Annotated in this window: 19 protein-coding genes and 1 riboswitch; of the genes, 6 read left to right on the top strand and 13 right to left on the bottom strand. The window is 34.2% G+C overall.

Features of this window, described 5'->3' with window-relative positions:
- Nucleotides 1–9 precede the first annotated feature (9 nt).
- Entirely contained in the window at nucleotides 10–915 is a 906-nt protein-coding gene (locus tag ABEB31_RS05265; RefSeq protein ID WP_347050307.1) for a sulfite exporter TauE/SafE family protein, read from the bottom strand.
- A 303-nt stretch (nucleotides 916–1,218) separates the two neighbouring features.
- On the opposite strand from ABEB31_RS05265, the gene ABEB31_RS05260 reads away from it, so the two are divergent.
- Nucleotides 1,219–2,001, top strand: coding sequence for a sulfite exporter TauE/SafE family protein (locus ABEB31_RS05260; protein ID WP_347050306.1), 783 nt, complete (start codon nucleotides 1,219–1,221; stop codon nucleotides 1,999–2,001).
- A 153-nt stretch (nucleotides 2,002–2,154) separates the two neighbouring features.
- On the opposite strand, the gene ABEB31_RS05255 is transcribed toward ABEB31_RS05260, so the two are convergent.
- From ABEB31_RS05255 to ABEB31_RS05220, 8 genes are all read right to left on the bottom strand, one after another.
- Nucleotides 2,155–2,565, bottom strand: coding sequence for an RrF2 family transcriptional regulator (locus ABEB31_RS05255; RefSeq protein ID WP_125722103.1), 411 nt, complete (start codon nucleotides 2,563–2,565; stop codon nucleotides 2,155–2,157).
- Between the two features lie 263 nt (nucleotides 2,566–2,828).
- A complete protein-coding gene (locus ABEB31_RS05250; RefSeq protein ID WP_347050305.1) occupies nucleotides 2,829–4,001 on the bottom strand; it encodes a trans-sulfuration enzyme family protein in 1,173 nt (390 codons plus the stop codon).
- 140 nt (nucleotides 4,002–4,141) lie between these two features.
- Entirely contained in the window at nucleotides 4,142–4,567 is a 426-nt protein-coding gene (locus ABEB31_RS05245) for an OsmC family protein (RefSeq protein WP_347050304.1), read from the bottom strand.
- Between the two features lie 215 nt (nucleotides 4,568–4,782).
- Complete coding sequence (thrA, locus tag ABEB31_RS05240; RefSeq protein WP_347050303.1) at nucleotides 4,783–7,197, bottom strand: bifunctional aspartate kinase/homoserine dehydrogenase I; 2,415 nt, start codon at nucleotides 7,195–7,197, stop codon at nucleotides 4,783–4,785.
- A 1-nt stretch (nucleotide 7,198) separates the two neighbouring features.
- Nucleotides 7,199–8,182, bottom strand: coding sequence for an alpha/beta fold hydrolase (locus ABEB31_RS05235; RefSeq protein WP_347050302.1), 984 nt, complete (start codon nucleotides 8,180–8,182; stop codon nucleotides 7,199–7,201).
- Between the two features lie 78 nt (nucleotides 8,183–8,260).
- Nucleotides 8,261–8,368, bottom strand: a riboswitch (SAM riboswitch).
- Between the two features lie 190 nt (nucleotides 8,369–8,558).
- On the bottom strand, nucleotides 8,559–8,759 hold the full coding sequence (locus tag ABEB31_RS05230) for a hypothetical protein (RefSeq protein ID WP_347050301.1): 201 nt from the start codon (nucleotides 8,757–8,759) through the stop codon (nucleotides 8,559–8,561).
- An 815-nt stretch (nucleotides 8,760–9,574) separates the two neighbouring features.
- Complete coding sequence (locus tag ABEB31_RS05225) at nucleotides 9,575–10,879, bottom strand: O-acetylhomoserine aminocarboxypropyltransferase/cysteine synthase family protein (protein ID WP_347050300.1); 1,305 nt, start codon at nucleotides 10,877–10,879, stop codon at nucleotides 9,575–9,577.
- Between the two features lie 48 nt (nucleotides 10,880–10,927).
- Nucleotides 10,928–11,113 (bottom strand): hypothetical protein, encoded by a 186-nt coding sequence (locus ABEB31_RS05220; RefSeq protein ID WP_347050299.1) that lies wholly within the window; start codon nucleotides 11,111–11,113, stop codon nucleotides 10,928–10,930.
- A gap of 752 nt (nucleotides 11,114–11,865) precedes the next feature.
- Between ABEB31_RS05220 and metK the strand changes: the two genes are divergently transcribed.
- Nucleotides 11,866–13,116: a methionine adenosyltransferase gene (metK, locus tag ABEB31_RS05215; RefSeq protein WP_347050298.1), complete on the top strand. Its 1,251-nt coding sequence runs from the start codon at nucleotides 11,866–11,868 to the stop codon at nucleotides 13,114–13,116.
- A 108-nt stretch (nucleotides 13,117–13,224) separates the two neighbouring features.
- Here the strand turns inward: metK and ABEB31_RS05210 are convergent, their stop codons facing one another.
- The 3 genes from ABEB31_RS05210 to ABEB31_RS05200 all read right to left on the bottom strand — a co-directional run bounded on the left by ABEB31_RS05210 (nucleotide 13,225) and on the right by ABEB31_RS05200 (nucleotide 19,177).
- Entirely contained in the window at nucleotides 13,225–15,468 is a 2,244-nt protein-coding gene (locus ABEB31_RS05210) for a hypothetical protein (protein WP_347050297.1), read from the bottom strand.
- A gap of 89 nt (nucleotides 15,469–15,557) precedes the next feature.
- Nucleotides 15,558–18,254 carry a carboxypeptidase-like regulatory domain-containing protein gene (locus ABEB31_RS05205; protein WP_347050296.1) on the bottom strand — a complete coding sequence of 899 codons (2,697 nt, stop codon included), beginning with the start codon at nucleotides 18,252–18,254 and terminating at the stop codon, nucleotides 15,558–15,560.
- A gap of 38 nt (nucleotides 18,255–18,292) precedes the next feature.
- Nucleotides 18,293–19,177 (bottom strand): GLPGLI family protein, encoded by an 885-nt coding sequence (locus ABEB31_RS05200; RefSeq protein ID WP_347050295.1) that lies wholly within the window; start codon nucleotides 19,175–19,177, stop codon nucleotides 18,293–18,295.
- Between the two features lie 213 nt (nucleotides 19,178–19,390).
- Here ABEB31_RS05200 and ABEB31_RS05195 point away from each other — a divergent pair, with 213 nt between their 5' ends.
- The 4 genes from ABEB31_RS05195 to ABEB31_RS05180 all read left to right on the top strand — a co-directional run bounded on the left by ABEB31_RS05195 (nucleotide 19,391) and on the right by ABEB31_RS05180 (nucleotide 21,631).
- Nucleotides 19,391–20,206, top strand: a complete 816-nt coding sequence (locus tag ABEB31_RS05195) for a hypothetical protein (protein ID WP_347050294.1) — start codon at nucleotides 19,391–19,393, stop codon at nucleotides 20,204–20,206.
- The gene (locus ABEB31_RS05190) at nucleotides 20,206–20,820 is read left to right on the top strand and encodes a deoxynucleoside kinase (RefSeq protein ID WP_347050293.1); all 615 of its coding nucleotides are present in this window, start codon (nucleotides 20,206–20,208) and stop codon (nucleotides 20,818–20,820) included. Before ABEB31_RS05195 ends, ABEB31_RS05190 begins: the two co-directional genes overlap by 1 nt.
- A 144-nt stretch (nucleotides 20,821–20,964) precedes the next feature.
- Nucleotides 20,965–21,261: a type II toxin-antitoxin system HigB family toxin gene (locus ABEB31_RS05185; RefSeq protein ID WP_347050292.1), complete on the top strand. Its 297-nt coding sequence runs from the start codon at nucleotides 20,965–20,967 to the stop codon at nucleotides 21,259–21,261.
- Nucleotide 21,262: 1 nt separating this feature from the next.
- Nucleotides 21,263–21,631 carry a helix-turn-helix domain-containing protein gene (locus ABEB31_RS05180; protein WP_347050291.1) on the top strand — a complete coding sequence of 123 codons (369 nt, stop codon included), beginning with the start codon at nucleotides 21,263–21,265 and terminating at the stop codon, nucleotides 21,629–21,631.
- A gap of 77 nt (nucleotides 21,632–21,708) precedes the next feature.
- Here ABEB31_RS05180 and ABEB31_RS05175 read toward each other — a convergent pair whose 3' ends face one another.
- Nucleotides 21,709–24,252 (bottom strand): sodium-translocating pyrophosphatase, encoded by a 2,544-nt coding sequence (locus ABEB31_RS05175; RefSeq protein WP_347050290.1) that lies wholly within the window; start codon nucleotides 24,250–24,252, stop codon nucleotides 21,709–21,711.
- Nucleotides 24,253–24,265 lie beyond the last annotated feature (13 nt).

The following is a 24,265-nucleotide window of genomic DNA, read 5'->3' as shown; positions in this document are numbered from 1 at the left end:
TCTAAATCTTTATAACAATTTAGATAATGTTTTTAAACTCAATAAGATGATTAAGATTCCAACCGCAATCATCATTGGTTTTCTTTTAATTTTATTTACTAAAAATGCCGCTATCGGTGCTGCTATTACGCCGCCTAATATTAATCCGATGATTACCTGCCAACCGTGGATTCCTCCAAAAAGCATGAAAGTGATTCCGCTAGCAAACGAAATGGCAAACTCAGCCGCATTAACAGAACCGATTGTATATTTCGGATTTCTTCCTCTTCCTAATAAAGTCGAAGTCACAATCGGACCCCAGCCTCCGCCTCCAACGGAATCCATAAAACCACCAAAAACAGCTAAAACACCTAATTTTTTGGTTTTCTTTTTCTCAACATTTTTCTTTAAAGCTTTCTTTATAATGATGGCCGCCAAAACTATCATATAAACCGCAATAAAAGGTTTAATTAGATCTCCATTAATTACATCAGACAATAAATAAGCTCCTGTAATCGATCCTAAAACTCCCGGAATCAACAAATGCTTTACTAGTTTTTTATTGATGTTTCCAAAACGATGATGCGACAGCGCTGATGCTCCTGTCGTAAACATCTCGGAAACGTGAACTGCTGTACTGCTCACAACCGGCGGCACTCCATAAGCCAGCAGAAATGACGTAGAAGTTGCTCCATAACCCATTCCTAAAGCTCCGTCTACCAATTGTGCGAAAACGCCAATTAAGAAAAATGCCAAAAGATTTTCGTCAAGCCCCTGAATTAAACCATTCCACGAAAATTCGGCATGATGATTATAAATTAATGTACCTACTAAACCCAACAATAAAATTACAGGTATAATTACCCATAATTTTTCTTTAGAAAAAGCACCATTAGCTTTTATCGAAGTATTGTTTAATTTAAGTTCATTTTCCATATTCTGAGATTTTTTTATCTCCAAAATCCATTACCCTATCGGCTTAGTAGATTACTTTGCAAATGTACCATATATTTTGAAATATCAAAACAATAAATTTACTTTTTTGCAGTAGTTATTTCCTTTAAACCAGCATGGGAGACATTAGAGAGGTGATTACTTATTAATTTAACAAATTATACATGGGTTTATCAGATTGTAACAGGACAATCCTATTTTGTGATTTACAAAAATACACATTTAATCTCTACCAAATCTATAGGATAATTATAAAAATGTTGTATTTTTACGCAAATTTTTTTTATGGATTTTCAGATTGGTCTTGTCATTGCGGGTTTGGTAGTAGGTTTTATTGTTGGGTTAACAGGTGTTGGCGGTGGTTCTTTAATGACGCCAATATTATTATACTTTAATATTCCGCCTACAACCGCTGTAGGAACCGATTTACTTTATGCCGCATTTACTAAAGCCGGCGGTATATTTGTTCACAATAAAAAAGGCAATATCAACTGGAAAATTACAGGATGGCTTACTTTAGGAAGTGTCCCTGCTGCCCTGATTACTTTATGGATTCTACACAGCATAAAAACAGACATTGAAACCATAAATCGTGTTATTAAACAGAGTTTAGGCTGGGCTTTATTGTTTACCTCAATTGCCATTATATTCAAACAAAGAATATTAAGATACTCTCAAAAACACGCCGGAGATAAATTTCACAGCGAAAGTACCACTCAAAATATGCTGACTATTGCAATTGGAGTTTTACTGGGTGCAACTGTTACTTTAACATCAATTGGCGCGGGAGCTTTAGGAACTGTAACTTTATTTTTCCTTTATCCTTTATTACCAACTCCAAAATTGGTTGGAACCGAAATTGCACATGCTGTCCCTTTAACTTTAGTGGCAGGAATTGGTCACGCTTCTATGGGAAATCTGGATTTAGCTCTATTAGGACAATTATTAATGGGATCACTTCCAGGAATTTATATGGGAAGTATGTTAAGTGGTAAAGTTCCGGATCAATTCTTAAGAAATGCAATTGCAGTTATGCTTTTTATTGCAGGATATAAATTGATATTTTAATTTTTTTTCATTAGCATCAATTCTCCTGCAAGGTTTCCAAAACCTTGTAGGTATGTCAAAGTTTATACTATTCAGTTGTAAAAATTATACCTACAAGCTTTTGGAAACCTTGCAGGAAACTAAAATGTACTTATATAACTTATATGGTTTAAACTAAAAAGCGATGTCTGCCAGGGAATTACTTTCGAGAATTTTAAGTGTATTATCTCTTACTTCGGTCATTAAACGGCGTGCTGCGCAGGTAGTTTCATCATCGCAGTCGTCACATCTTTCGTAAAAATTATGACTGGCACAAGGCAATAAGGCAATCGGACCTTCCAGAATTCGATAAACTTTTGCCATACTGATATCTTTGGGATCTTTTATCAAATAATAACCCCCGCCTTTTCCTTTTTTAGCACCCAGAAAACCGGAGTTTCTCAAAAGCAATAAAATACTTTCTAAAAATTTAATCGAAATATGCTCACTTTTAGCAATCTCAGCAATCTGCACCGGTTCATTATTCTCTCTTCTGGCCAAATAGGTTAAAGCTTTAATTCCGTATTTTGTTTTCTTTGAAAGCACGTACTGTATTTTAGATTTTAGATTGTTGACTTCAGATTTTACTCTTATTACTCCTCTAAATTTATTAGAAAACAAAAATATACTTTTTAAATGACTTATACTCTACTTAATCTATCTTATTTAAAAATGACGCTAAATCAAAATAAAAAAAACGATTTTCAATAGCCGCTTGTTACTATCAAAAATCGTTATCAATATAAGTTTAAGTGAAATCCAAAATCTGTCCCGTCCCGAAGCATCGGGATCAGGACTAAAATCTAAAATTAATCAAGCGCTTGTTTCAAATCTGCAATTACGTCTGCTACGGTTTCTAAACCAACAGAAACACGAACTAAGCCCTGCGTGATTCCCACTGCTAATTGATCTTCTTCAGACAATTTGCTGTGTGTTGTTGATGCGGGATGCGTTACAATTGTTTTTACATCACCAATGTTGGCAGAAAGAGAACATAATTTAATTTTATCCAAAAATTTTCTTCCTGCTTCAAGACCGCCTTTAATTTCGATCGCAATAATATTACCGCCTAAAAGCATTTGTTTTTTGGCAATTTCATATTTCGGATGTGATTTCAGGAACGGATATTTTACACTGTTTACATTCGGGTGACTTTCTAAAAATTCAGCCACTTTTAGCGCGTTTTCACAATGTCTGTCTACACGAACAGCCAAAGTTTCTAGACTTTTTGACAAAACCCAAGCATTAAATGGTGACATTGCCGGTCCTGTATTTCTAGAAAATAAATATATTTTACGAATCAATTCTGCATCACCAACGGCAACTCCTCCTAAAACGCGTCCTTGTCCGTCCATCAATTTAGTTGCCGAATGGACCACGATATGTGCACCATATTTAATTGGCTGCTGAATGTATGGCGTTGCAAAACAGTTATCGATAATTAAAATTAGATTGTGCTTTTTGGCAATTTGACCAAGAAGCTCCAAATCAATTACGTCTACACCTGGATTTGTTGGAGTTTCAGCATACAGAATTTTAGTATTTGGCTGAATAAAACTCTCAATTGTTTCCGGTTTATTGATATCAAAATACGAAGTTTCAATTTTCCATTTCGGAAAATAAGTCATGAACAAAGCGTGAGTTGAACCAAATACGCTTCCTGCAGAAACAATATGATCGCCGGATTCCAGTAAAGCCGCAAAAGTCGAATATATTGCTGCCATTCCCGTTGCAAAAGCATAACCCGCTTCGGCTCCTTCCATTGCGCAGACTTTATCTACAAATTCTGTTGTATTCGGATTGCTGAAACGAGAGTATATATTACGGACTTTTTCTTCTGTAAAAGAAGCTCTCATATCCTCTGCATCTTCAAATATAAAACTTGAAGACAAATACAAAGGAGTTGAATGTTCCTGAAATTGTGTTTTTTCTAAATGTGTTCTGATGGCTTGTGTTTCAAAACCCAAATCTTCTATATTCATTGTGTGTGTTTTTGTTTTTTTGTTTCAAGTTTCAGGTTTCAAGTTTTTACCTTGAGTTAAAAATTCAAAACATAGAATTATTTATGTTCATTTTAAAAATTATCGAATGGAATCATTTTCTAATTGAACAATTTTCTTATTTACAAAGCTTCGTTATTTAAAACCACTTTGTACTTAATTGTTGCCGTCGGCTCAACAGTTTTGGCTACTGAACAGTATTTCTCGAAAGAAAGTTGTGCTGCTTTTTTAGCTTTTTCCGGATTGATTTCGCCTTCTAAATAGAAAACGACATCAATTTCCTTAAAAGGTTTTGCTTCTCCAACCTGAACTCGTTCTCCTTCAACCTCAGCATTAAAAGAAGTGATTTCCTGACGCTGCTTTTTCAAAATCGAAATCATATCAATTGCGCTGCATCCTGCAACTCCCATTAAAACCAATTCCATCGGACTTGCACCTAAATCGCTTCCGCCAAATTCGGCTCTGCTGTCAACGTCAACTATATGTCCGCGTTCATTTTTTAATTTAAAATGAAAATCGTCGTTTACTCTGTTTAAGGTTACTTTCATTGTGTTTTTGTTTCTTTTGTTTTTTATTCTAATTAATAATTTTAGATCACTGCGTTTCCTCAATCTTGTCATTTCGACGAAGGAGAAATCGCAATAGTTTGTCGACATAGATTAATCCTTTACTTTGTAGAGTTTCGAGTGTGATTTCTCCTTTCAGTCGAAATGACAAACTGCGTTAAAAATCTAAAATCTGAACTCTAAAATCTAAAATTAAATTACCCTTTATCCGACAATCTTAATATATCTCCAAAGACACCTCTCGCCGTAACCGCAGATCCTGCACCGGCTCCCTGAATTACTATCGGACGATCTCCATACGATTCCGTATAAATTTCGAAGAACGAATCAGAGCCTTTTAATCCGCCCAGCGCTGTGTCTGACGGCACCGAAACTAGCTTTACTTCAAGATTTCCTTTATCATTCTGTAAATCACCGGACAATTCACCAATATATCTTAAAACGTGATTCGGCTGTTGTTCTGCTTTTATTTTATCGTAAATCGGATCAAATTCTTTTAGTTTGGTTAAGAAATCGGAAACATTTCCTTCGCGTAAATGTTCCGGAATTAAGTTCTGAATCGAGATTTCTTCAAATTCGTTCTGAAGATCTAATTCTCTTGCCAAAATCAATAATTTTCTACCCACGTCATTACCACATAAATCCTCACGCGGATCGGGTTCTGTATAGCCATTATCAATTGCTTCCTGTAAAATTTCACTGAAAGGCGCTTCTTTTGCAGAAAAATTATTGAATAAATAACTCAGCGTCCCGGAGAAAACTCCTTTTATTTTAGTGATGTTTTCGCCGGAAAGATGCAATAATTTGATGGTGTCAATTAATGGTAAACCAGCACCCACATTAGTCTCATACAAATAATTCTTCTGATTATCAGCCAACGCTTTTCTCAATTCTTTATAAAAACCATAGCTTAAAGTATTGGCTACTTTATTGGAAGAAATCAAATCGAAACTGCTTTCTACAAGCGGAATATAATTTTCTACAAATGTCGCACTTGCCGTATTATCAATCGCAATAAGGTTTTCCAAATGATGATCATTCGCATAAGCGATAATATCGTTAATCGTATAGGCTTCTCCTTTTGTTTCAATTTCGCTTTTCCAGTTATTGGTCACGCCGTATTTGTTCAAAAGCAATTTTTTAGAATTCGCGATTGCAAATACATTCAGTTTGATGTCTTTACGTTTCTCAATCGCCGCAGCCGATTCCAGAATTTGATTGATTAATGTTCCTCCAACTAAACCATGTCCGAAAATAGCGATGTTGATTTTTTTTGAAACTCCGAAAATTTCTCCGTGAATTACGTTTAAGGCTTTATTCAGTTCTTCTTTTTTAACAACCAAACTCACGTTTTTACCCGTAACCGTATTGTTGAATAAAATAGGAACTATTTTATTTTTAATTAAAGCCGTATAGGGCTTATGAAAAGTACTCAAATCCTGACCGATAATCGAAATTACCGAAACATTATCTGTTACCGTAATCTGGTTTACGTCTTTAGAATAAAAATCATTTTCAAATTCTTTTTCTAATTCTACCACTGCGGTTGTAGCTTTATCAGTTGCTACTACAAGTCCAATTCCTCTTTCTGAAGAACCTTGAGAAATGATACTTACACTAATATTATGATCTCCCATTACTTTAAAAATACGGGCATCGACTCCGGCTTTTCCAAGTAATCCACGGCCTTCCAGATTTACCAAAGAAACATTTTCTAAAACAGAAAGTGTTTTAATTCCTTCTTTTGCAGAATCTGAAGTAATTAAAGTTCCGCGGTTTTCATGATTGAAAGTATTTAAAATACGAAGCGGAATATTTTTTTCTAATAAAGGAATAATCGTTTTGGCGTGCAAAATCGTTGCACCAAAATTGGCCAGCTCATTTGCTTCGTTAAACGATAAATATTCAATCTTTTTAGCATCGGCAACCAGATCAGGATTTGCAGTATAGATTCCGTCAACGTGTGTAAAGTTTTGTAATTCTTCGGCATTCAAATAATTGGCAATTAATGAAGCGGTATAGTTACTGCCATTTCTGCCTAAAGTAGTGGTGTCGTTATTGTTGTTTGAACCAATGAAACCCGTAACTATATTTACCGTTTCGCCATTATGTGTTTTAAAATAATTGACTACATTTTTTTTAGAAAGCTGCTCTAATGGCTGTGCATCTCCAAATTTAGAATCTGTTTTTAGCAATTCCCTTGTGTCTACAAAGTTTGCCGGAATACCTTTTTCCAATAAAATTGCAGTTAATAATCGGGCTGAAAGCAATTCTCCTTTAGATAAAATCTGATCTTTGATTTTTTTACTGTAATCGCCAATTAAACTTACCCCTTCAAAAAGTTTGTCCAGTACATTGAAATCTTCCGACAGATCTACCTGCGGATAATCTGAGATTTGGTATTTCTTAAAATTCTCTAACAGTTCTTTATAACTGCCATTTTTAGCAGCAATGTTTAAAATAAATTCCAGTTCATCTGTTGCATTTCCACGGGCAGAAACGACAACCGCAATTTTTTCTCCCTGATTTACTTTATCAGAAATGATCGAAACCACTTTATTAAGTCCTTCTCCGTTTGCTAACGATTTACCTCCAAATTTTAATACTTTCATTTTATTTTTTTATTGTTTCTGCCTTAAAAATGTCGGCAAGTAAATGATCTAATTGTTTGTACTCGATTAAAAAAGCGTCATGTCCGTGAACCGAATTAATTTCGCTATAGAAAACATTGTCTTTAAACTTTCTCAATTCTTCATAAGTTTCTACATTTTCTTTTGCTGTAAAAAACAAATCAGAATTGATTCCGATAATATGAATAGAGGTTTTTGATTTGGACAATAATGTTTCAAAGTTCTCGCTGTTTCTCGTAATATCAATTGTTTTAAGCAACTGATTCATTAACTTATAAGAGGACAACTGATATCGTTTTTGCAATTTTTTGCCGTGATGTGCCAGCCAGCTTTCGATATTAAAAATCAAAAGATCCTGATTGATGGTTCGCTGAAATTTTTCTTTAAAAGATTCCGGCGAACGATAACAAAGCATAGCGTGAATTCTGGCATCTTCAATTGGCTGCGACGAATTATTCAGAATTCGCTCCTGGAGAAAACAGTTAGCAATAAGCCAGTCCGTCGATTTCCAGTCACTTGCAATCGGAATAAGATTATCTGTGATATTGGGTTGTAAAGCCAGGATTTCCCAGGCAATTCCACCGCCGACAGATCCTCCGATAATGGTAAAAAGTTTTTCAATATGTAAAGCTTTTAATCCTTCGATAAAAATCCTTGCGATATCACGGGCTGTAAAATCAAGATAATTTTCGATTGTATGAGAATCATTTCCGTTTCCCGGAATATCAAAAGCTAAAATGGTGTAAACAGCCGTATCAATGGTTTTTCCTTCTCCAATCAAGTCATTCCACCAGCCATTTTCTCCGGTAACTTGTGAGTTTCCGGTCAGGGCATGATTGACCAAAACAACAGGCGCGCTAAAAAGCTGTTGCCCTGCCAAAGTAAAATTTAACGGTATAGAATGGTAAACTGCACCACTTTCTGTGATGAAATCTTGAATTATAATAGGATTGGGTATATTTTCCAATTTCAAATCTGTTGTATTATTGATCTGTATCTGGAAATATTAGAAAGAAAAAACTAGCTTAAACTAGAAAAATTCTGATTGTTATCTTTCCACGTTGAGCGTGGTAGAATGCAGCACCTTCTTCGAATTAACGAAGGGTTGCTAAGGATTCATCGGGTCTAATCCCTCGTCCTTTCTTTATAACATTTCAATACTTTTATGAACTTAACGGTGCAAATTAACTACTAATTTCTGTAACAAACAAATTTTATCTCTAAGTGTTTGTTAAATTTCATGAACATTATGCAACAAAAACTATTGCACGCAAAAAATTACCGAACAGGAATGCCCAGTAAATTTAAGCAGGTTTTAGCCTAATTTATAATGCTTTTTGGATTTAGATAAAAAGCGTTTCATTTTCTTTTGAATACATCAAAAACAATAAAGAATTTGGCGTTATTTTTTTTGAATTTTTATCTGCTTCTGTTATTCCGAATCTTGGATGAGCCAATTCGTTTGGCGGTGGCGGATTATTTCTTTTAGTTCTTCTGTTTTTCAAATTTGAAATTTTTTCTGCTAAGTAATTTAATGTGCTCATGATATTAAGTTTAGTTAAGTTGTGTTTTATAATCTTTATTTCTCTTTTATGTTTGTGTTAAATTCTTTTAAAAAATAAAAAAACCCTTTTGGAATTTCAGATACCAAAAGGGTTTAAGTTTTTAAACTCATTTATACTTTTAGTATCAACAGACGCATACGCAAATAAGCGCGACAGCAAACATCTTGTTCATCTGTAAGGATTGATTCATCTGTGATTTATATTGTGTTTTAAAATTTTGCATTTTATGTAAAATTAAAAAGCCTCCCAATATTTTGTGGGAGGCTTTTACTATATATTGTATTCTTACAATTTTTAAGCAATAGACAACCCCGCCCCGGCAATTACCGAAATGGCATAAAACATTTTGTTGACTTTTAAGTTCATTTGATTCTCGTAGTTTTTGGGTATCACAAATATGCAAATATTTTTTTTATTATACAAATGAAATTCAAGAATTTAATTACAAAAATCGTTAAAAATGTGTTTTTTTAAGACAAATATCCACTTACAAACTTAACCCGAATAAAAAACTTACAAAACAAGCTTTTTTTCTCCTCAATTTCGTTTTACAAATCAGTTTATCAAAGAACTTTTATCTGACAAAATTCCTTTGTAACCAATTTTATACACAGAAGTTAAATCTTAAAACCTCTTTATCATACAATCCGTTCATTTTAAAGGGATTAATATATTCATTTGTATATCAATGGAACTTAAGTCAGTTATCTAAATTTATCTTATGCTTTGTACAAAAAATTACCTTTAGCGAAACCAATCGCTAAAGGCAACTTTCAAACAAAAAACAAAAAAACCTAATTCTTATTGATGTTGTACTGCGATTGCTTTACACTGGCAAAGACAGTTTCCAGATCGGCAATTAAATCTTCGATATCTTCAATTCCCACCGAAAGACGAATCAAATCTTTTGAAACTCCGGTTGACAATTGATCTTCTTCAGATAATTGCTGGTGCGTTGTACTTGCTGGATGGATAATCAATGATTTTGTATCACCAATATTGGCAAGCAGCGAAAACAATTTGGTTTCGTCAACCACTTTTTTAGCAGCATCAAATCCGCCTTTTAATCCAAAAGTGATAATTCCGCTTTGACCCTCAGGTAGATATTCCTGCGCCAAATCAAAATATTTATTCGACTTTAAACCCGGATAATTTACCCAGACTACCTCATCCTGCTTCTCTAACCATTCGGCCAAAGCCAAAGCATTTTCGCTATGTTTCTTAATTCGGATAGGAAGTGTTTCTAATCCCTGAATGATTTGAAAGGCATTAAACGGACTCAGGGCTGAACCAAAATCACGTAAACCTTCTATTCTCGCTTTTGCAATAAAAGCAGCATTTCCCAGAGCTTCGTGATACACCAGACCATGATATCCAGCAGAAGGCTCTGTGAATTCCGGGAATTTTCCGTTGGACCAGTCAAAGTTTCCGGCATCAATAATAACGCCTCCCAATGAAGTTCCGTTTCCTGAAATATATTTTGTCAAAGAATGAATCACAATATCGGCACCGTATTGAATTGGATTTAATAAATAAGGCGTCGCAACTGTATTGTCTACTATAAAAGGGACTTTAAAATTTTTGGCTTCCGCCGAAATTCCTTTCAGATCTAATACATCCAATTTTGGATTACCTAGAGATTCCACAAAAAAAGCTCTGGTATTTTCTTTCGCAGCATGAGTAAAATTTTCAGGTTTTGAAGGATCAACAAATGTGGTAGTAATTCCTAATCTCGGCAAAGTCACTTTTAACAGATTATAAGTTCCTCCGTATAAACTGTTTGAAGCCACGATATGATCTCCGGCTTTTAGAAGTGTCAGCAATGTCGTAGAAATTGCCGACGCTCCCGATGCGGTAACCACCGCTCCGATTCCGCCTTCGAGCGCTGCCAGTCTTTGTTCTAAAACATCGTTTGTCGGGTTATTTAATCTCGTATAAATAAATCCCGCTTCGGCAAGACCAAATAAGTTCGCTGCATGATCGGCATTATTAAATACATACGATGATGTCTGATAAATTGGTACTGCTCTCGTTCCTGCGTTTTTAGTAACATCGTGTCCTGCGTGGAGTGCGTTTGTTGCAAATTTTTGTGTGCTCATAATTTCTTAGTTTTTTGGTATATTAATACTATTTATATTGTTATTGATTTAAATGTATAGGTCTTCTTCTTCAAGATTATATAATTGAAGCAATAAAGAATTTTGCGCTTCAAAATACTGATCCTGATTGAATTCTATTATAGTCTGCTCTACGGCATCATTATTATTATCGTGTTGAGATTCTGTTCTCAATAAGTATTGAAATGCAATTGTATTTATATCTGGAGTGTTCATGATTTTAATTTTAAGTATGAAATAAAAAAGCCCTTTCGGATGGCTTACCAAAAGGGCTTATAGTAGAAACTATAACAAAGATTCGATCTTTTACTTTTGGCAACAGCAGCGCGAAATGCACATTGGCATCTTACAACACATCATCATTTTATTTACTGTTGAGTTTTTCATTTTTGCTTTCTTTTTATTTCACCATTTAATTAATGTAAAAAAATTTGAGTTTTAATACTCTAATTAATCAACTTATGTAACTTATATTATTAATAGGTTTTCTATAAAAAAACCTCTGCTGTTGGGCAGAGGTTTTATTGTTATTTTGTAGATTTAGTTACTAAACAATAGCGCGCTCTGCGGATAAATCCGGCATCATGCAGCACATATTTTTAATAACTAAATTCATTTCTTTTCGTTTATTTGACAAAGTTGAGAACTTTTTTTCAAACAGCCAAACAAAAACTAAATTATTTTCTATTACCCTATCAAATTAGTATACTTGTGTTAAATTTATACGGAATAAAATAAAAAAATGTGAACTTTAATTTGCAAATCAAAATGGTTTCATACCTTTGCACCCGAATACAGAGGAAAAATTTGAACTGATTGCAACCTCTTCATAATGAAATGGTTCATTATGATTGCCGGAAGATAAATTTCGGCATTAAAAAATGCTAAAGCAGAAACTCTCCTTTAGCCTTTTTTAGCAATTATTTTTTCTCACTAAATTTTAATTTATACAAATTTAATACATTATTATGGCTTATTTATTTACGTCAGAATCTGTTAGTGAAGGGCATCCAGACAAAGTTGCAGATCAAATTTCGGATGCATTAATTGATAACTTCTTGGCATTTGATGCTGACTCAAAAGTGGCTTGTGAAACGCTGGTTACGACTGGTCAGGTAATTTTAGCAGGTGAGGTAAAATCAAATACATATCTTGATGTGCAAAATATTGCACGTGAAGTAATCCGTAAAATTGGTTATACAAAAAGTGAATATATGTTTGAGGCGAATTCTTGTGGAATTCTCTCTGCAATTCACGAACAGTCTGCAGACATTAATCAGGGTGTTGACAGAGCTAAGCCAGAAGAGCAAGGTGCCGGAGATCAGGGAATGATGTTTGGTTACGCTACAAACGAAACTGAAAACTACATGCCATTGGCATTAGATTTATCTCATAAATTATTACAGGAGCTAGCAATTTTAAGACGCGAAAATAAAGAAATCACTTATTTACGTCCGGATGCAAAATCTCAGGTAACTTTAGAATACAGCGACGATAACAAACCAACCCGTATCGATGCGATCGTTATTTCTACACAACACGATGATTTTGACGAAGAAACAGCAATGTTGGCTAAAATCAAAAAAGATATTGTTGAAATTTTGATTCCAAGAATTATCGCTAAAAACCCGGCTCACGCTCATTTATTTAACGATAAAATCAACTACCATATTAACCCAACAGGAAAATTCGTTATTGGAGGTCCTCACGGAGATACTGGTTTAACAGGAAGAAAAATTATTGTAGATACGTACGGCGGAAAAGGTGCTCACGGTGGTGGTGCATTCTCTGGAAAAGATCCAAGTAAAGTAGACAGAAGTGCTGCTTATGCTACACGTCATATTGCTAAAAACTTAGTTGCTGCAGGCGTTGCTGATGAAATCTTAGTTCAGGTTTCTTACGCAATTGGAGTTGCGGAACCAATGGGAATTTTCATTGAAACTTACGGAACTTCTAAAGTAAACCTGACAAACGGTGAAATCGCTAAAAAAGTAGAAGCTATCTTTGATATGCGTCCTTACTTTATTGAGCAAAGATTAAAATTAAGAAATCCAATCTACAGCGAAACTGCTGCCTACGGACACATGGGACGTAAACCAGAAACTGTTACTAAAACTTTCTCTGCTCCGGGCGGAAACGAAAAAACAGTTACTGTTGAATTGTTTACATGGGAGAAACTTGATTTTGTAGATCAGGTAAAAGCTGCATTTGGACTATAATTTGATTATTAGACTAACTTAGATTGTTTGACAATTTAGTTTGCTATACATAAAGAAGCCGATTTCTATAATTAGAAATCGGCTTTTATATTTTACAATCTGAATTTATTAGTAAGTTCCGTTTTGCATTTTAGACAGAACTTCTTTAATTTCTTCTGCAGTCTCCTGATCAACCGCCGTATCCAAATATTTTACCGCCAACGTCTGAGTTTCGATTGCTTTTTGTTTTTGTCCGTCTTTATAATATAACTGCGCCAAAGTATCTAAATAGTACGGATTATTTTTAGTGACAACTAAACTATATTCAGACCATTTTATCGCATCTTTTAAATAGTTAGAGTTTTGAGGTTTTTCTACGACAATCCACGCTGCCGAATTGGCAAGATTAGAATGGTATTCTTTAAACACATTCCAACCATCATAAGAATAAGCAGAACCTGAATCTAATCCTCCAAAAATTGCATCCAATTTCTCAATCGGACTTCCTCCTGCCAGTGTTGTATCAAAATAAGTATTGAATTCTTTTAGAAAAGTTGCATTTGAACCATCCTTATCTTCCATCTGACCCAGATAATCAAAATAGTTTCGGTAGGCATCAAAATTTCCTTTTCCGGATGCAATGATTTTTTTATACACCGAATTGACTTTATCTTTATTCATTTCACCCGTAACTCCATTCTGAGAAACATATATATTTTGCTGTAATGCAGTAGAAACCTCAGAAATAGGATTTCCCAGAGTATGAAGTTCTAATTCATTACTGTTAAATGCTGTACGATTGTTTTCAATCTCTTCTGAATGTTTTAATATATAATCTATTGCCAGAAAATCGGTATCGTTTAAAACCCTTTCTTCATTAAAAAGCTGTTTTGTAAATCCTTGATTCTTAATTTCCTTTAAAATTGTTTCAACCAAATACATATTCGGTTTTGCATCTTTTTGATGCGTTTCTATAAGTTTCTTCCAGGATTGGGCGACGTCTTTTTTATCCACAGAAACCTTTGTTAAAACAAAATCAGCTGAGTTGACTTCACCTTCGTTACTTTCAGCACTCCAGTCATAATAACTTTCCAGAACAGCGGCTTTATTAAAAGATTTAATTAAATCCTGGTCAGAAGGTTTTTTATTCTTAACCATTTTATTAAGCGAAATTAAAGCATCTGTACGCTGAATCTTTAGATACAAATCTCCATAATAACCAAAATTATATTTCTGAGCCGAAAGATCTGATTTTGCCACAGCCAGCTTATCACCCGCCCCATTTAAAATAATCACACTTGGTTCGTTGGTGATCTTATTATTCTTCAACCATGTTTTGTCATTAGTTCCGGCCAGATAAAAATTATAAACATCAAAAGCCGCATTGTACTTGTCGTACATATTGTAGCCAATTTGAGTTTCCTGATCTTTTACAAAAAGGTCAAAATCGGCTTTTGCTGAAGATTTTTTAGTGTCAGCATAAACGACCAGAAATTTTTTGTTTGCGTCTTTAATAGATGACAAAGCACTTTTTAAATTATTCTCTACTTTTAATTTAAAATCATACTTACTGTAAGTTGGAGAATCTGCTTCAACTACCACAGTAGTACTATCTGCAGCAAGCCCAGTTCCAAAATTCTCGTTAAGCAAAGCGCTTTCTTTTCCAGGATATGTCCAGTTTTCTACAACCTGGCTTTCCAAAGGAAGGACTTTTGAGATTTTCTTAACAGGCTGCGGATCTTTTTGATTAACAAAAACGAGCGGATTTACTCCGGATTTTTCTGAAATCTTTAGTTCATTGGTTTGTTTATCAAAGAAACCGCTAATTTGCAAATCGGCCAACGCGGCCAGTTCATAAGTTACAGAAATTTCAGAAACGTCTTTTGGTAATGCATACTTAGTAACGTTGCTTTTTCCTCCATACTCTTCATAAACTAAATATAAAAAGTCTGCTTTTTCGATTTCGAAATCCAGATCGGTTTTCTTCCATTCCGGATCTACTTTGGTTTTAATATCAGAAAGTCTTTGATACTGAACTTCTCCCTTTCCTTTTTGTGTACCTATATAAAATGAATAATAGGAAGGATCTGAGAACTTTACTTTTATGTTTTTAGCTTTTTTATCTACTTTGAAAGAAAGATCAAAACTGGTTCCTGCAGAGGTGTTTTTGCTAAATAATAATGAATCTCCTTTTACCTCGTAATCACCTGAATAAAATACCAATTCATATTTATTATCGTCTAATAAATTTAATTTAATTTTTTGACCTTTATTAGTGGATAGATACGTTCCTTTTTCAATGCTTTTTGTTTGAGAAAAAGAAAGAACAGTTCCACAAAGAAATATTGAAACACTCCAAATAAAATTGCGCATGATTTAAGTTTTGCTTGTTAATACAAGCATAAAGATATTTCATTCTCAATTAATAAACATTAAAAAATCATTCTTTTACAGCTAAATTATTACAAATTGTATTTCATAGAGAATATAATATATCTGGGCTGAACTGTATATTGGGAAACTCTTGTAGAAAATTGCGTAAAGTTATCATCATTAAGATAAGTCGTATTCAGTAAATTGGTTGCAGAAATTTTGTATTCCCATTTGCTGTTTTTTTTCTGATAAATCAAACTGGCACTCAGAAAATCATATTCATTATCCACCGTTTTGTCGCCATTATAATAATGATAAAATTCATATTCTGAAACAAAAGAAAAACTGTCCAGAAAATAATAATCCAGTCTTGCAAATGGTTTATCTGTGTAAAATGTTGAGCCGCTGTATTTATTAACCAAAAGATTATATCCCAATTCGATATTAGGAAGATTTTTATAATTTGTCGAAGCTTTAGCGGTGTAACTCTGAACAAAACTTTCTGTCGTTCTCAATTCATTATCTTGAATATTATTGAATTTTGACCAGTTGAAAGTGGCGTTTACAGAAGCTTTATAATTCTTTAAAAACGAACGTCCATAATTCCCCACTCCGGTAAATGTTTCGTCTGCTAAATTAGAATTATACGGTACCGAAGATTGATTAATTCCGTCAAAATTTGCCTGTGTTTTAATCGCATCTACTTTTCTTGTATACGTTGCGTTCGCAAAAATGTTCTCAAAATTGAACATATTGTATTTGAAATAACGAAGTGTATGCACTTGTGAAGTGGCGTTTTCTAAGAATCGATTTCCGCGGAATAAGCTGCTGTAATCAGACAAAACATAACCTGCTGCTAATTGGTTGATATCTGTAAAATCATTGGTTAAAGAAAAATTGTAAGTCAGCGTTTCGGCTTTTTTGATTTGATACAAAGCAAAAAAATCAGGCAGGACTTTTACAAAATTCTGCGAATAATCTGTTCCGAGCTGATGATTTGTCATTTGATACGAATGCAGACTAATTCCCGGTGTTAAAGTAAATTTTCCCGTTAAGATTTTATAATGAAAACCCAGAAAGGCATCATTAAATCTGTAATCAACATCATTATTATTTTCCGCATTATTGAGGTCATTTCTTGTTCCGTTATCTAACATTTGAAAAATGTGCGAATTAAAATTCTGATACGAATACGTATTTCCTAAAGTTATATTGAAATTACTTTTTGGCGTTACCATATAATAGTAATCCAGTTTTGTATCCAGCTTATTAGTTTTCACAAAACGGTTCTGATTATAATCATTTCGATTTTGATCAGGATTATATCCTGACAATTGATCTGCTCCGAAAGGCTGTGTAAGCAGATTAGCATTATAAAACGGATTTTCGTCCTGATACAGATGCTGCATTTCAAAAGCAAAAATATTCTTTTCGCTTTGTGTATAATATAAACTCAAATTCTGATTTATAGAAGTAGGATCTTGTTTTTTTGTCGTAAAAATAGATTCCGTAGTAGATTGGTTTAGGACAATCTGATCTCTAAACAAATCGGAGTATTCTTCCTGTTTGGTGAGTTTAGTTAAGATATCATAATCAAACTGAAATTTATCGTTGGGTTTATAAGCAGAACTTACTTTAAAAAGCCCCAGATTATTCTTCTGATTGGTATTTTCGTCTCTTTTATCCCTATTTCCTGAATCTAAGATCGTAGTCTGAGATTTGGTTTCCAATTCTGTTTTTGAAGTCGAAAGAATTCCAAAACCGCTCAAAGTCCAGGTTTTTGTAGGCGAGTAAGCAAAATTTGTGGCGCCAAATTTTGTTTCAATTTCTTTTGCGCGGTTATTTCGTAGAAGTGAAATTCCCAAATCATTGGAAGAAATATTAAAATTGCTTCCTCCCTTTTTCATCATATTTTTAAATCCGCCCGTGAACTTAAAATAATCCTGCGCTGTCAACGGCAATTCTCCAATATTATTGAAATTTGTAATTACATTTAAACTGTATTTTGGGCTGTAGTAAAATAATTTGGGATTAATGATATAGCGGCTGTCCAATTCACCCACGCCAATTCCTGCCGTCACATCTCCAAACCAAAAATTCTTTTTTCCTTCTTTTAGTTTAATGTTCATCGCTACATTATCCTGATCATTTCCTAGACCTTTTAATGCGCTTACTTCATTATAATTCCTTAAAACCTGAACTTTATCAATTGCATCTGCTGGAATATTTTTGACGCCCAATTTGGTATCGCCGTCAAAAAAATCTTTTCCTTCAACCATTAATTTAGAGACTTTTTTACCTTCTACTTCAATTTCTCCGTCGGCATTAACCTCAACACCCGGAAGTTTTTTCAATACATCTTCTAATTTTCTTTCTGTACCCGTCTTAAATGAATCAGCATTGTAAACTATCGTATCCCCTTGGATCGAAACCGGCATTTCGCGAACAATTTCGACACCTTCCAGTTCTATTCCCGTACCATCAAGAACAATATTCTGGCTCATGTTCTCAGATTTTGTAGTGACCGCAATTTCTTTAGATTTCATTCCGAGAAAACTCACTTTTACGGTATAAGCAGTGTTTGGCTTTAAAGTCAGTTGAAACTTTCCTTTATCATTTGTAATTCCATAAGAATCCATTGCTTTAGTCACATTATTGATAGCCATGATATTGGCCATCTCCAGCGGGTTTTTCTGTTCGTCCTGAATAAAACCATCAAAACGAATACTCTGTGCAAAAGAAATAGAGGTAATTAATAAAGTGACGAAAAAATATACTTTGTTCATTAAAAAATGATTAGGATAAATACTAATTACAGAAAATTTTATCTTCCCATGATTGGAGGACCGCCTGCACGACCGCGGTTCATCTCTCTAAATTCTTCCATTTTTTTAATTACCGTTTCATCGTATTCTTTCTGAGAGGTTACTTTTCCTTTTTTAGAAGGTTTTATTTCTACTTTTTCTTTTGCATTCAGCACAATTTTAGAACATAGAATTGTAGTTGTTCCATCATTTATTTCTAAAATTAAACCAGGCAGTCCCCAGTAATTCTCTGGTCCCTGATTTACGGGAATTTCCGGCGCATACCATGCTGTTACAACTATTTCTTTTGGCATTTCGAAGTTATCGGCAAAATTGGTTTTAGTATCGCCGGAAGTTTTCCTGGCTTCATCCTTTTTGTCTTCTTCTTTTTTAGGTCTCAGGTTTCTAAAATCGGTTTTACTCGCTTCTTTTACGGCTGTTGCTTTGAAGCAATTATAACCACCGATTAGCTTGGTTTCCTGTTCTAATTTCCAGTTTAATTTAGGAAGCGAATCAACAACCAGAAATTCTTTTCCCATAAATTCTTTGTCAACGGTATATGTTTTTGCCTTGACATCTTTGTAAAAAGTACCGCCACCGCCTGTAAGCGAACCAAACATAATACGAAAACCGCCTTGCTGACCCGGAGCCTCCAGTTTTTCTTCTTCTTTATAAATAGAAGCCGACTTTTCAAAGTTTAATATATATGTTTTTTCGAGCATTTTTTTCATTCTCTCTTCCATACTTTTTTGCATTTCTGGCGTAATATCACGGTTTCCACGCATTCCCTCAAGTTTTGGCGCCTGTGTTTTCGACTCGTAAACGGCCATTCCCTGAAAATCTTTCTGTGCCTGAATTTGTGCAGAAACAAGCATTAATATCATATAAAAAAATATTTTCTTCATTTCATTTTCTTTAAAGTGAGTAAATCCGATAAAACTTACACTCAAATGTATTACTAATTTTAAATAACTAAAAATTAAATAGATTAATTGCCGATGAGCATAGATAAAACCAGCTATTCATTAGACGATTAGAATTAAAAAAGGTTTAAGAAACAAAAGTCAGTTTCTAATGTTAGTTTTTTGTATTTTGGTACTTTTAAATCAATTTTTCAAATGCGTAAAATCGTGCAAAAATTTTCTTTTTTAGTTGTTCTTTTCAGCACATTTTATGCGGTTTCTGCTCAGAATTCAGTTATAAGTGCAACCTTAATTTCGCACTTTAAAAATACTTCTGAAACTTTTTTAGGATATGATTCTTTTGGATATTCTTATCAGATAAATAATAATGTCTTTAGCAAAATAAGAGAAAAGGAACTATTGGAATATAAAAATGTTTCTCTGGGAAATATCTCAAAAGCAGATTTGCAAAATCCTCTCAAAATTGTTTTGTTTTACGAAGATTTTAATAGTGTCGTTTTATTGGATAATCAACTCAATAAAATGACCGAAATCAACTTTTCTCAAAATGCAATTCCAATTGTAGTAAGCGGAATTGGTATGTCGACACAAAACCAGTTATGGATTTACAATACTCTAAACCAACAAATTGGTCTTTTTGATTATTTAAAAAACGAATACAAAACGGTTTCAATTCCGTTAACAGAACCTATTAAGTATTATCAGACCGATTTTAATATGTTTTACTGGATTGATAAAAAAAACAACTGGTACTGCTGTGATATTTTTGGTAAAATTAGTTTGCTTGGTAAAGTTGCCGATTTTGATAAAATTCAGTTTATCGATAGTACGAAATATATTTTCAGTAAAGCTAATATGTTGTTTCTGAAAGAGATTAATAAGTCAGGCACAGTGACGGTTTCTGAAATTAAAGTTTTAGAAAAAACCTTTGACAATTTTGATTACAAAGACCAAATTTTATCTATTTTTACAGCTACAGATATTTCAAATTATAAAATCGTAACACCGTAATGCACATAGCAATAGCAGGAAATATAGGCGCAGGTAAAACTACTCTGACCAAATTATTGGCGAAACATTTTAAATGGGAACCGCATTATGAGGATGTAGTCGACAATCCTTATCTGGATGATTTTTACCATCAAATGGAGCGCTGGTCTTTTAATCTTCAGATTTATTTCCTTAACAGCCGTTTCCGTCAGGTGCAGCAAATCCGCGAAAGCGGAAAAAAGATAATTCAGGACAGAACCATTTACGAAGACGCCTACATCTTCGCTCCCAATTTATATTCAATGGGATTAATGACAAGCCGTGATTTTGACAATTATACTTCTTTGTTCGAATTAATGGAACTTTTGGTTAAACCGCCAGATTTACTGATTTATTTAAGAAGCTCTATCCCAAATCTTGTTGGACAAATTCACAAACGCGGACGTGAGTACGAAAACTCTATTTCGATCGATTACTTAAGCCGCTTAAATGAACGATACGAAGCCTGGATTCAAACTTATACCAAAGGTAAATTACTAATTATCGATGTTGATAATATCAATTTTGTAGACAATCCTGAAGATCTGGGCAACATCATTAATAGAATTGATGCCGAACTGAATGGCTTGTTTTAATAAGTAGTAACTCAAAAATTTATATGATAAAAAAAAGTGCCTCTAAAGATTTAGAGGCACTTTTTTTATGAGTATTGAGGTATTTTTCTTACTTTTGTCCCAGAATAACATTTCCCGTTTTGGGAAAAATTAATTACCTTTGTAGTGAGAATTATAGCTAAAAGAACTTTACAAAATTTTTGGGATCGTTTCCCAACTGCTAAGCAGCAGTTATTATCTTGGTATCAAATCTTCAACAAAAATAGTTTTTTGAATTCCAGTGAAATTAAATCAATATTTGGTTCTGCTGATTTTGTTGGAAATAATAAGGTGATATTTAATATTTGTGGAAATCATTTTCGCTTAATAGTCAAAATAAATTATGAAACTCAAATCGTGTATGTTTTGTTTATTGGAACACACAGCGAATACAATGATTTAACAGACATTAAAAATTTATAGTATGGAAATAAAACCTATAAGAACAGAAAATGATTATGATTTAGCACTAGAAAGAGTAAATACTTTATTCAATGCTAAGCAAAATACAGATGAAGCAGATGAATTAGACATTCTTGTTACTTTAATAGAAAAGTACGAAAAAATTCACTATCCAATACCGGAGCCCGATCCCATAGAAGCAATTAAATTTGTTATGGAACAAAAAGGTCTCACCGATGCTGATTTAGGAATTTTATTAAACAGTCGTTCCAGAGTATCAGAAATTTTTAAGAGAAAAAGAGCTTTGACAATAAAACAGATTAGAGTTCTGACAAAAGAGCTGCAAATTCCTGCATCAATTTTAATTAAAGAGTATGCTTTGCTACCATAAAAAATGCCTCTAAAATCTTAGAGGCTTTTTTTATGATTCTATAAGCTTTGTGAAAGTTTAAAACTTTGACAACGCTGTTACTTCGCCATTTCTACTTTTGCCAAAACTTCTTCTTCTGATCCTTCGTAAACTTCGGTTGTTGTTTTGCCATTTTCAGTTTTTGTAACTGTGCCGGTAGTTTTTCCGTTTATATTTTTAACTTCAACCTTTACTGATTTTCTATCATATTTAGAAGTATCGAAACAATCTGTTTTTTGATATTTTCCAGTATTGTCAAAATGTGCTAGACATTGAGCAGTTTCTTCCGGAGAACAACCTTTTTCTTTGCACATCGCTATGCATTCTTCTTTTGTCATTCCAGATATATCGCCACATTTAGAAAGCCCTGAGTGCATTTCTGTTTTATTGCAACAAGAAGCTGCTGCTGCAATATCCGACGGCGCATGTCCATCACCTAAAATTGGAGCAATTACTAATCCTATCAAACAGGTTAATTTAATTAAAATATTCATTGACGGACCTGACGTATCTTTAAAAGGATCCCCAACTGTATCACCGGTTACCGCTGCTTTATGGGCATCTGAACCTTTGTAGGTCATTTCTCCGTTAATCATAACTCCAGCCTCAAAAGATTTTTTAGCATTGTCCCAGGCACCTCCGGCATTGTTTTGAAAAACCGCCCAAAGTACACCAGAAACTGTAACGCCTGCCATATATCCTCCAAGCATTTCTGCTATCAGCTGATTATTATCAGAATAAACTAATTTTCCTAAAAGTACAATTGCAATTGGAAAACCAATCGTCAAAATACCCGGAAGCATCATTTCGCGCAAAGCGGCTTTTGTAGAAATTTCTACGCATTTTCCATATTCCGGTTTTCCGGTTCCTTCCATAATTCCGGGAATTTCCTTAAACTGTCGGCGTACTTCATATACCATATCCATTGCTGCTTTTCCAACAGAATTCATTGCTAAAGCAGAGAAAACTACCGGAATCATGCCTCCCACAAATAACATCGCTAAAACTGGTGCTTTAAAAATATTAATTCCGTCAATTCCTGTAAAAGTTACATAGGCAGCAAACAAAGCTAATGAAGTTAAAGCTGCAGAGGCAATTGCAAACCCTTTTCCTGTAGCTGCTGTTGTATTTCCTACTGAGTCTAAAATATCTGTTCTGGTACGCACTTCTTTTGGTAATTCGCTCATTTCTGCAATTCCTCCCGCATTATCAGATATTGGTCCGAAAGCATCAATTGCCAATTGCATGGCTGTTGTAGCCATCATAGCTGAAGCTGCCAGCGCAACCCCATAAAATCCCGCTAAAGCGTAAGAAATCCAGATCGCCCCGGCAAATAAAAGTACAGTTGGAAAAGTAGAAATCATTCCGGTTGCCAAACCTGCAATTACATTTGTTCCTGCTCCGGTTGATGATTTTTGAACTATTGCTAAAACCGGTTTTGTTCCTAATCCGGTATAATATTCTGTTACAGAAGAAATAGCTCCTCCAACAATTAATCCCACTAAAGTGGCGTAGAAAACACGCATTGACGAAATAGCTTTAGAACCTTCTCCAAAAAAGCTCATTTGCATGGTTTCCGACAACATGTATTGCACTAAGAAAAAACAAGCCACAGCTGTTAAAACAATCGAAACCCAGTTTCCTATATTTAATGCTTTTTGAACCTGCGCTTCTCTGGCATTATCATCTGTAATTTTTACAAGTAAGGTTCCTATAATAGAAAATAAAATTCCGAAACCAGCGATTGCCATTGGGAGTAAAATTGGGCCAATTCCGCCGAAAGCATCGTTTATGCTTCCACCCATATCTTTAATCACATAATTTCCTAAAACCATTGCAGCCAGAACAGTGGCCACATAAGATCCGAATAAATCGGCTCCCATACCAGCAACGTCACCCACATTATCTCCAACGTTATCTGCAATTGTTGCAGGATTACGAGGATCATCTTCCGGGATTCCTGCTTCAACTTTACCCACTAAATCAGCACCAACATCTGCGGCTTTTGTGTAAATTCCGCCACCAACTCTCGCAAACAAAGCGATTGATTCTGCTCCTAAAGAAAATCCTGCCAGAGTTTCCAAAACTACCGTCATTGTTTCGGTATCTTTCCAGACTCCGTCAGAAAAGAGATTAAAGAAAATTATAAAAAACGTTGTAAGACCTAAAACTGCTAAACCTGCTACGCCCAAACCCATAACAGTTCCTCCGCCAAAAGAGACTTTTAAGGCCTGAGGAAGACTTGTACGTGCAGCCTGAGTTGTTCTAACGTTTGTTTTAGTTGCTATTTTCATTCCAATATTCCCGGCATAAGCCGAAAACAATGCCCCAAAAATAAATGCAATTACGATTAATAAATGTGTTTTAACTCCTGGAATAAAAGTAATTCCTGCCAAAGCAAGGCTGGCAATAATTACAAAAATAGTGAGTAATTTATATTCTGCTTTTAGAAATGCGAGTGCACCTTCGTAGATGTAATCTGAAATCTCTTTCATCTTACCATCGCCGGCATCCTGCTTTAAAACCCAAGTCCTTTTTATTCCCATGAAAAGTAATCCTAAAACTGCCATTACAATTGGCAGATAAATCATAAATGCATTCATAATATTTTAATGG

This window comes from Flavobacterium olei (assembly GCF_039749035.1).
GTDB classification, from domain to species: domain Bacteria; phylum Bacteroidota; class Bacteroidia; order Flavobacteriales; family Flavobacteriaceae; genus Flavobacterium; species Flavobacterium olei.
This window is presented reverse-complemented; position numbering and strand designations above follow the sequence as displayed.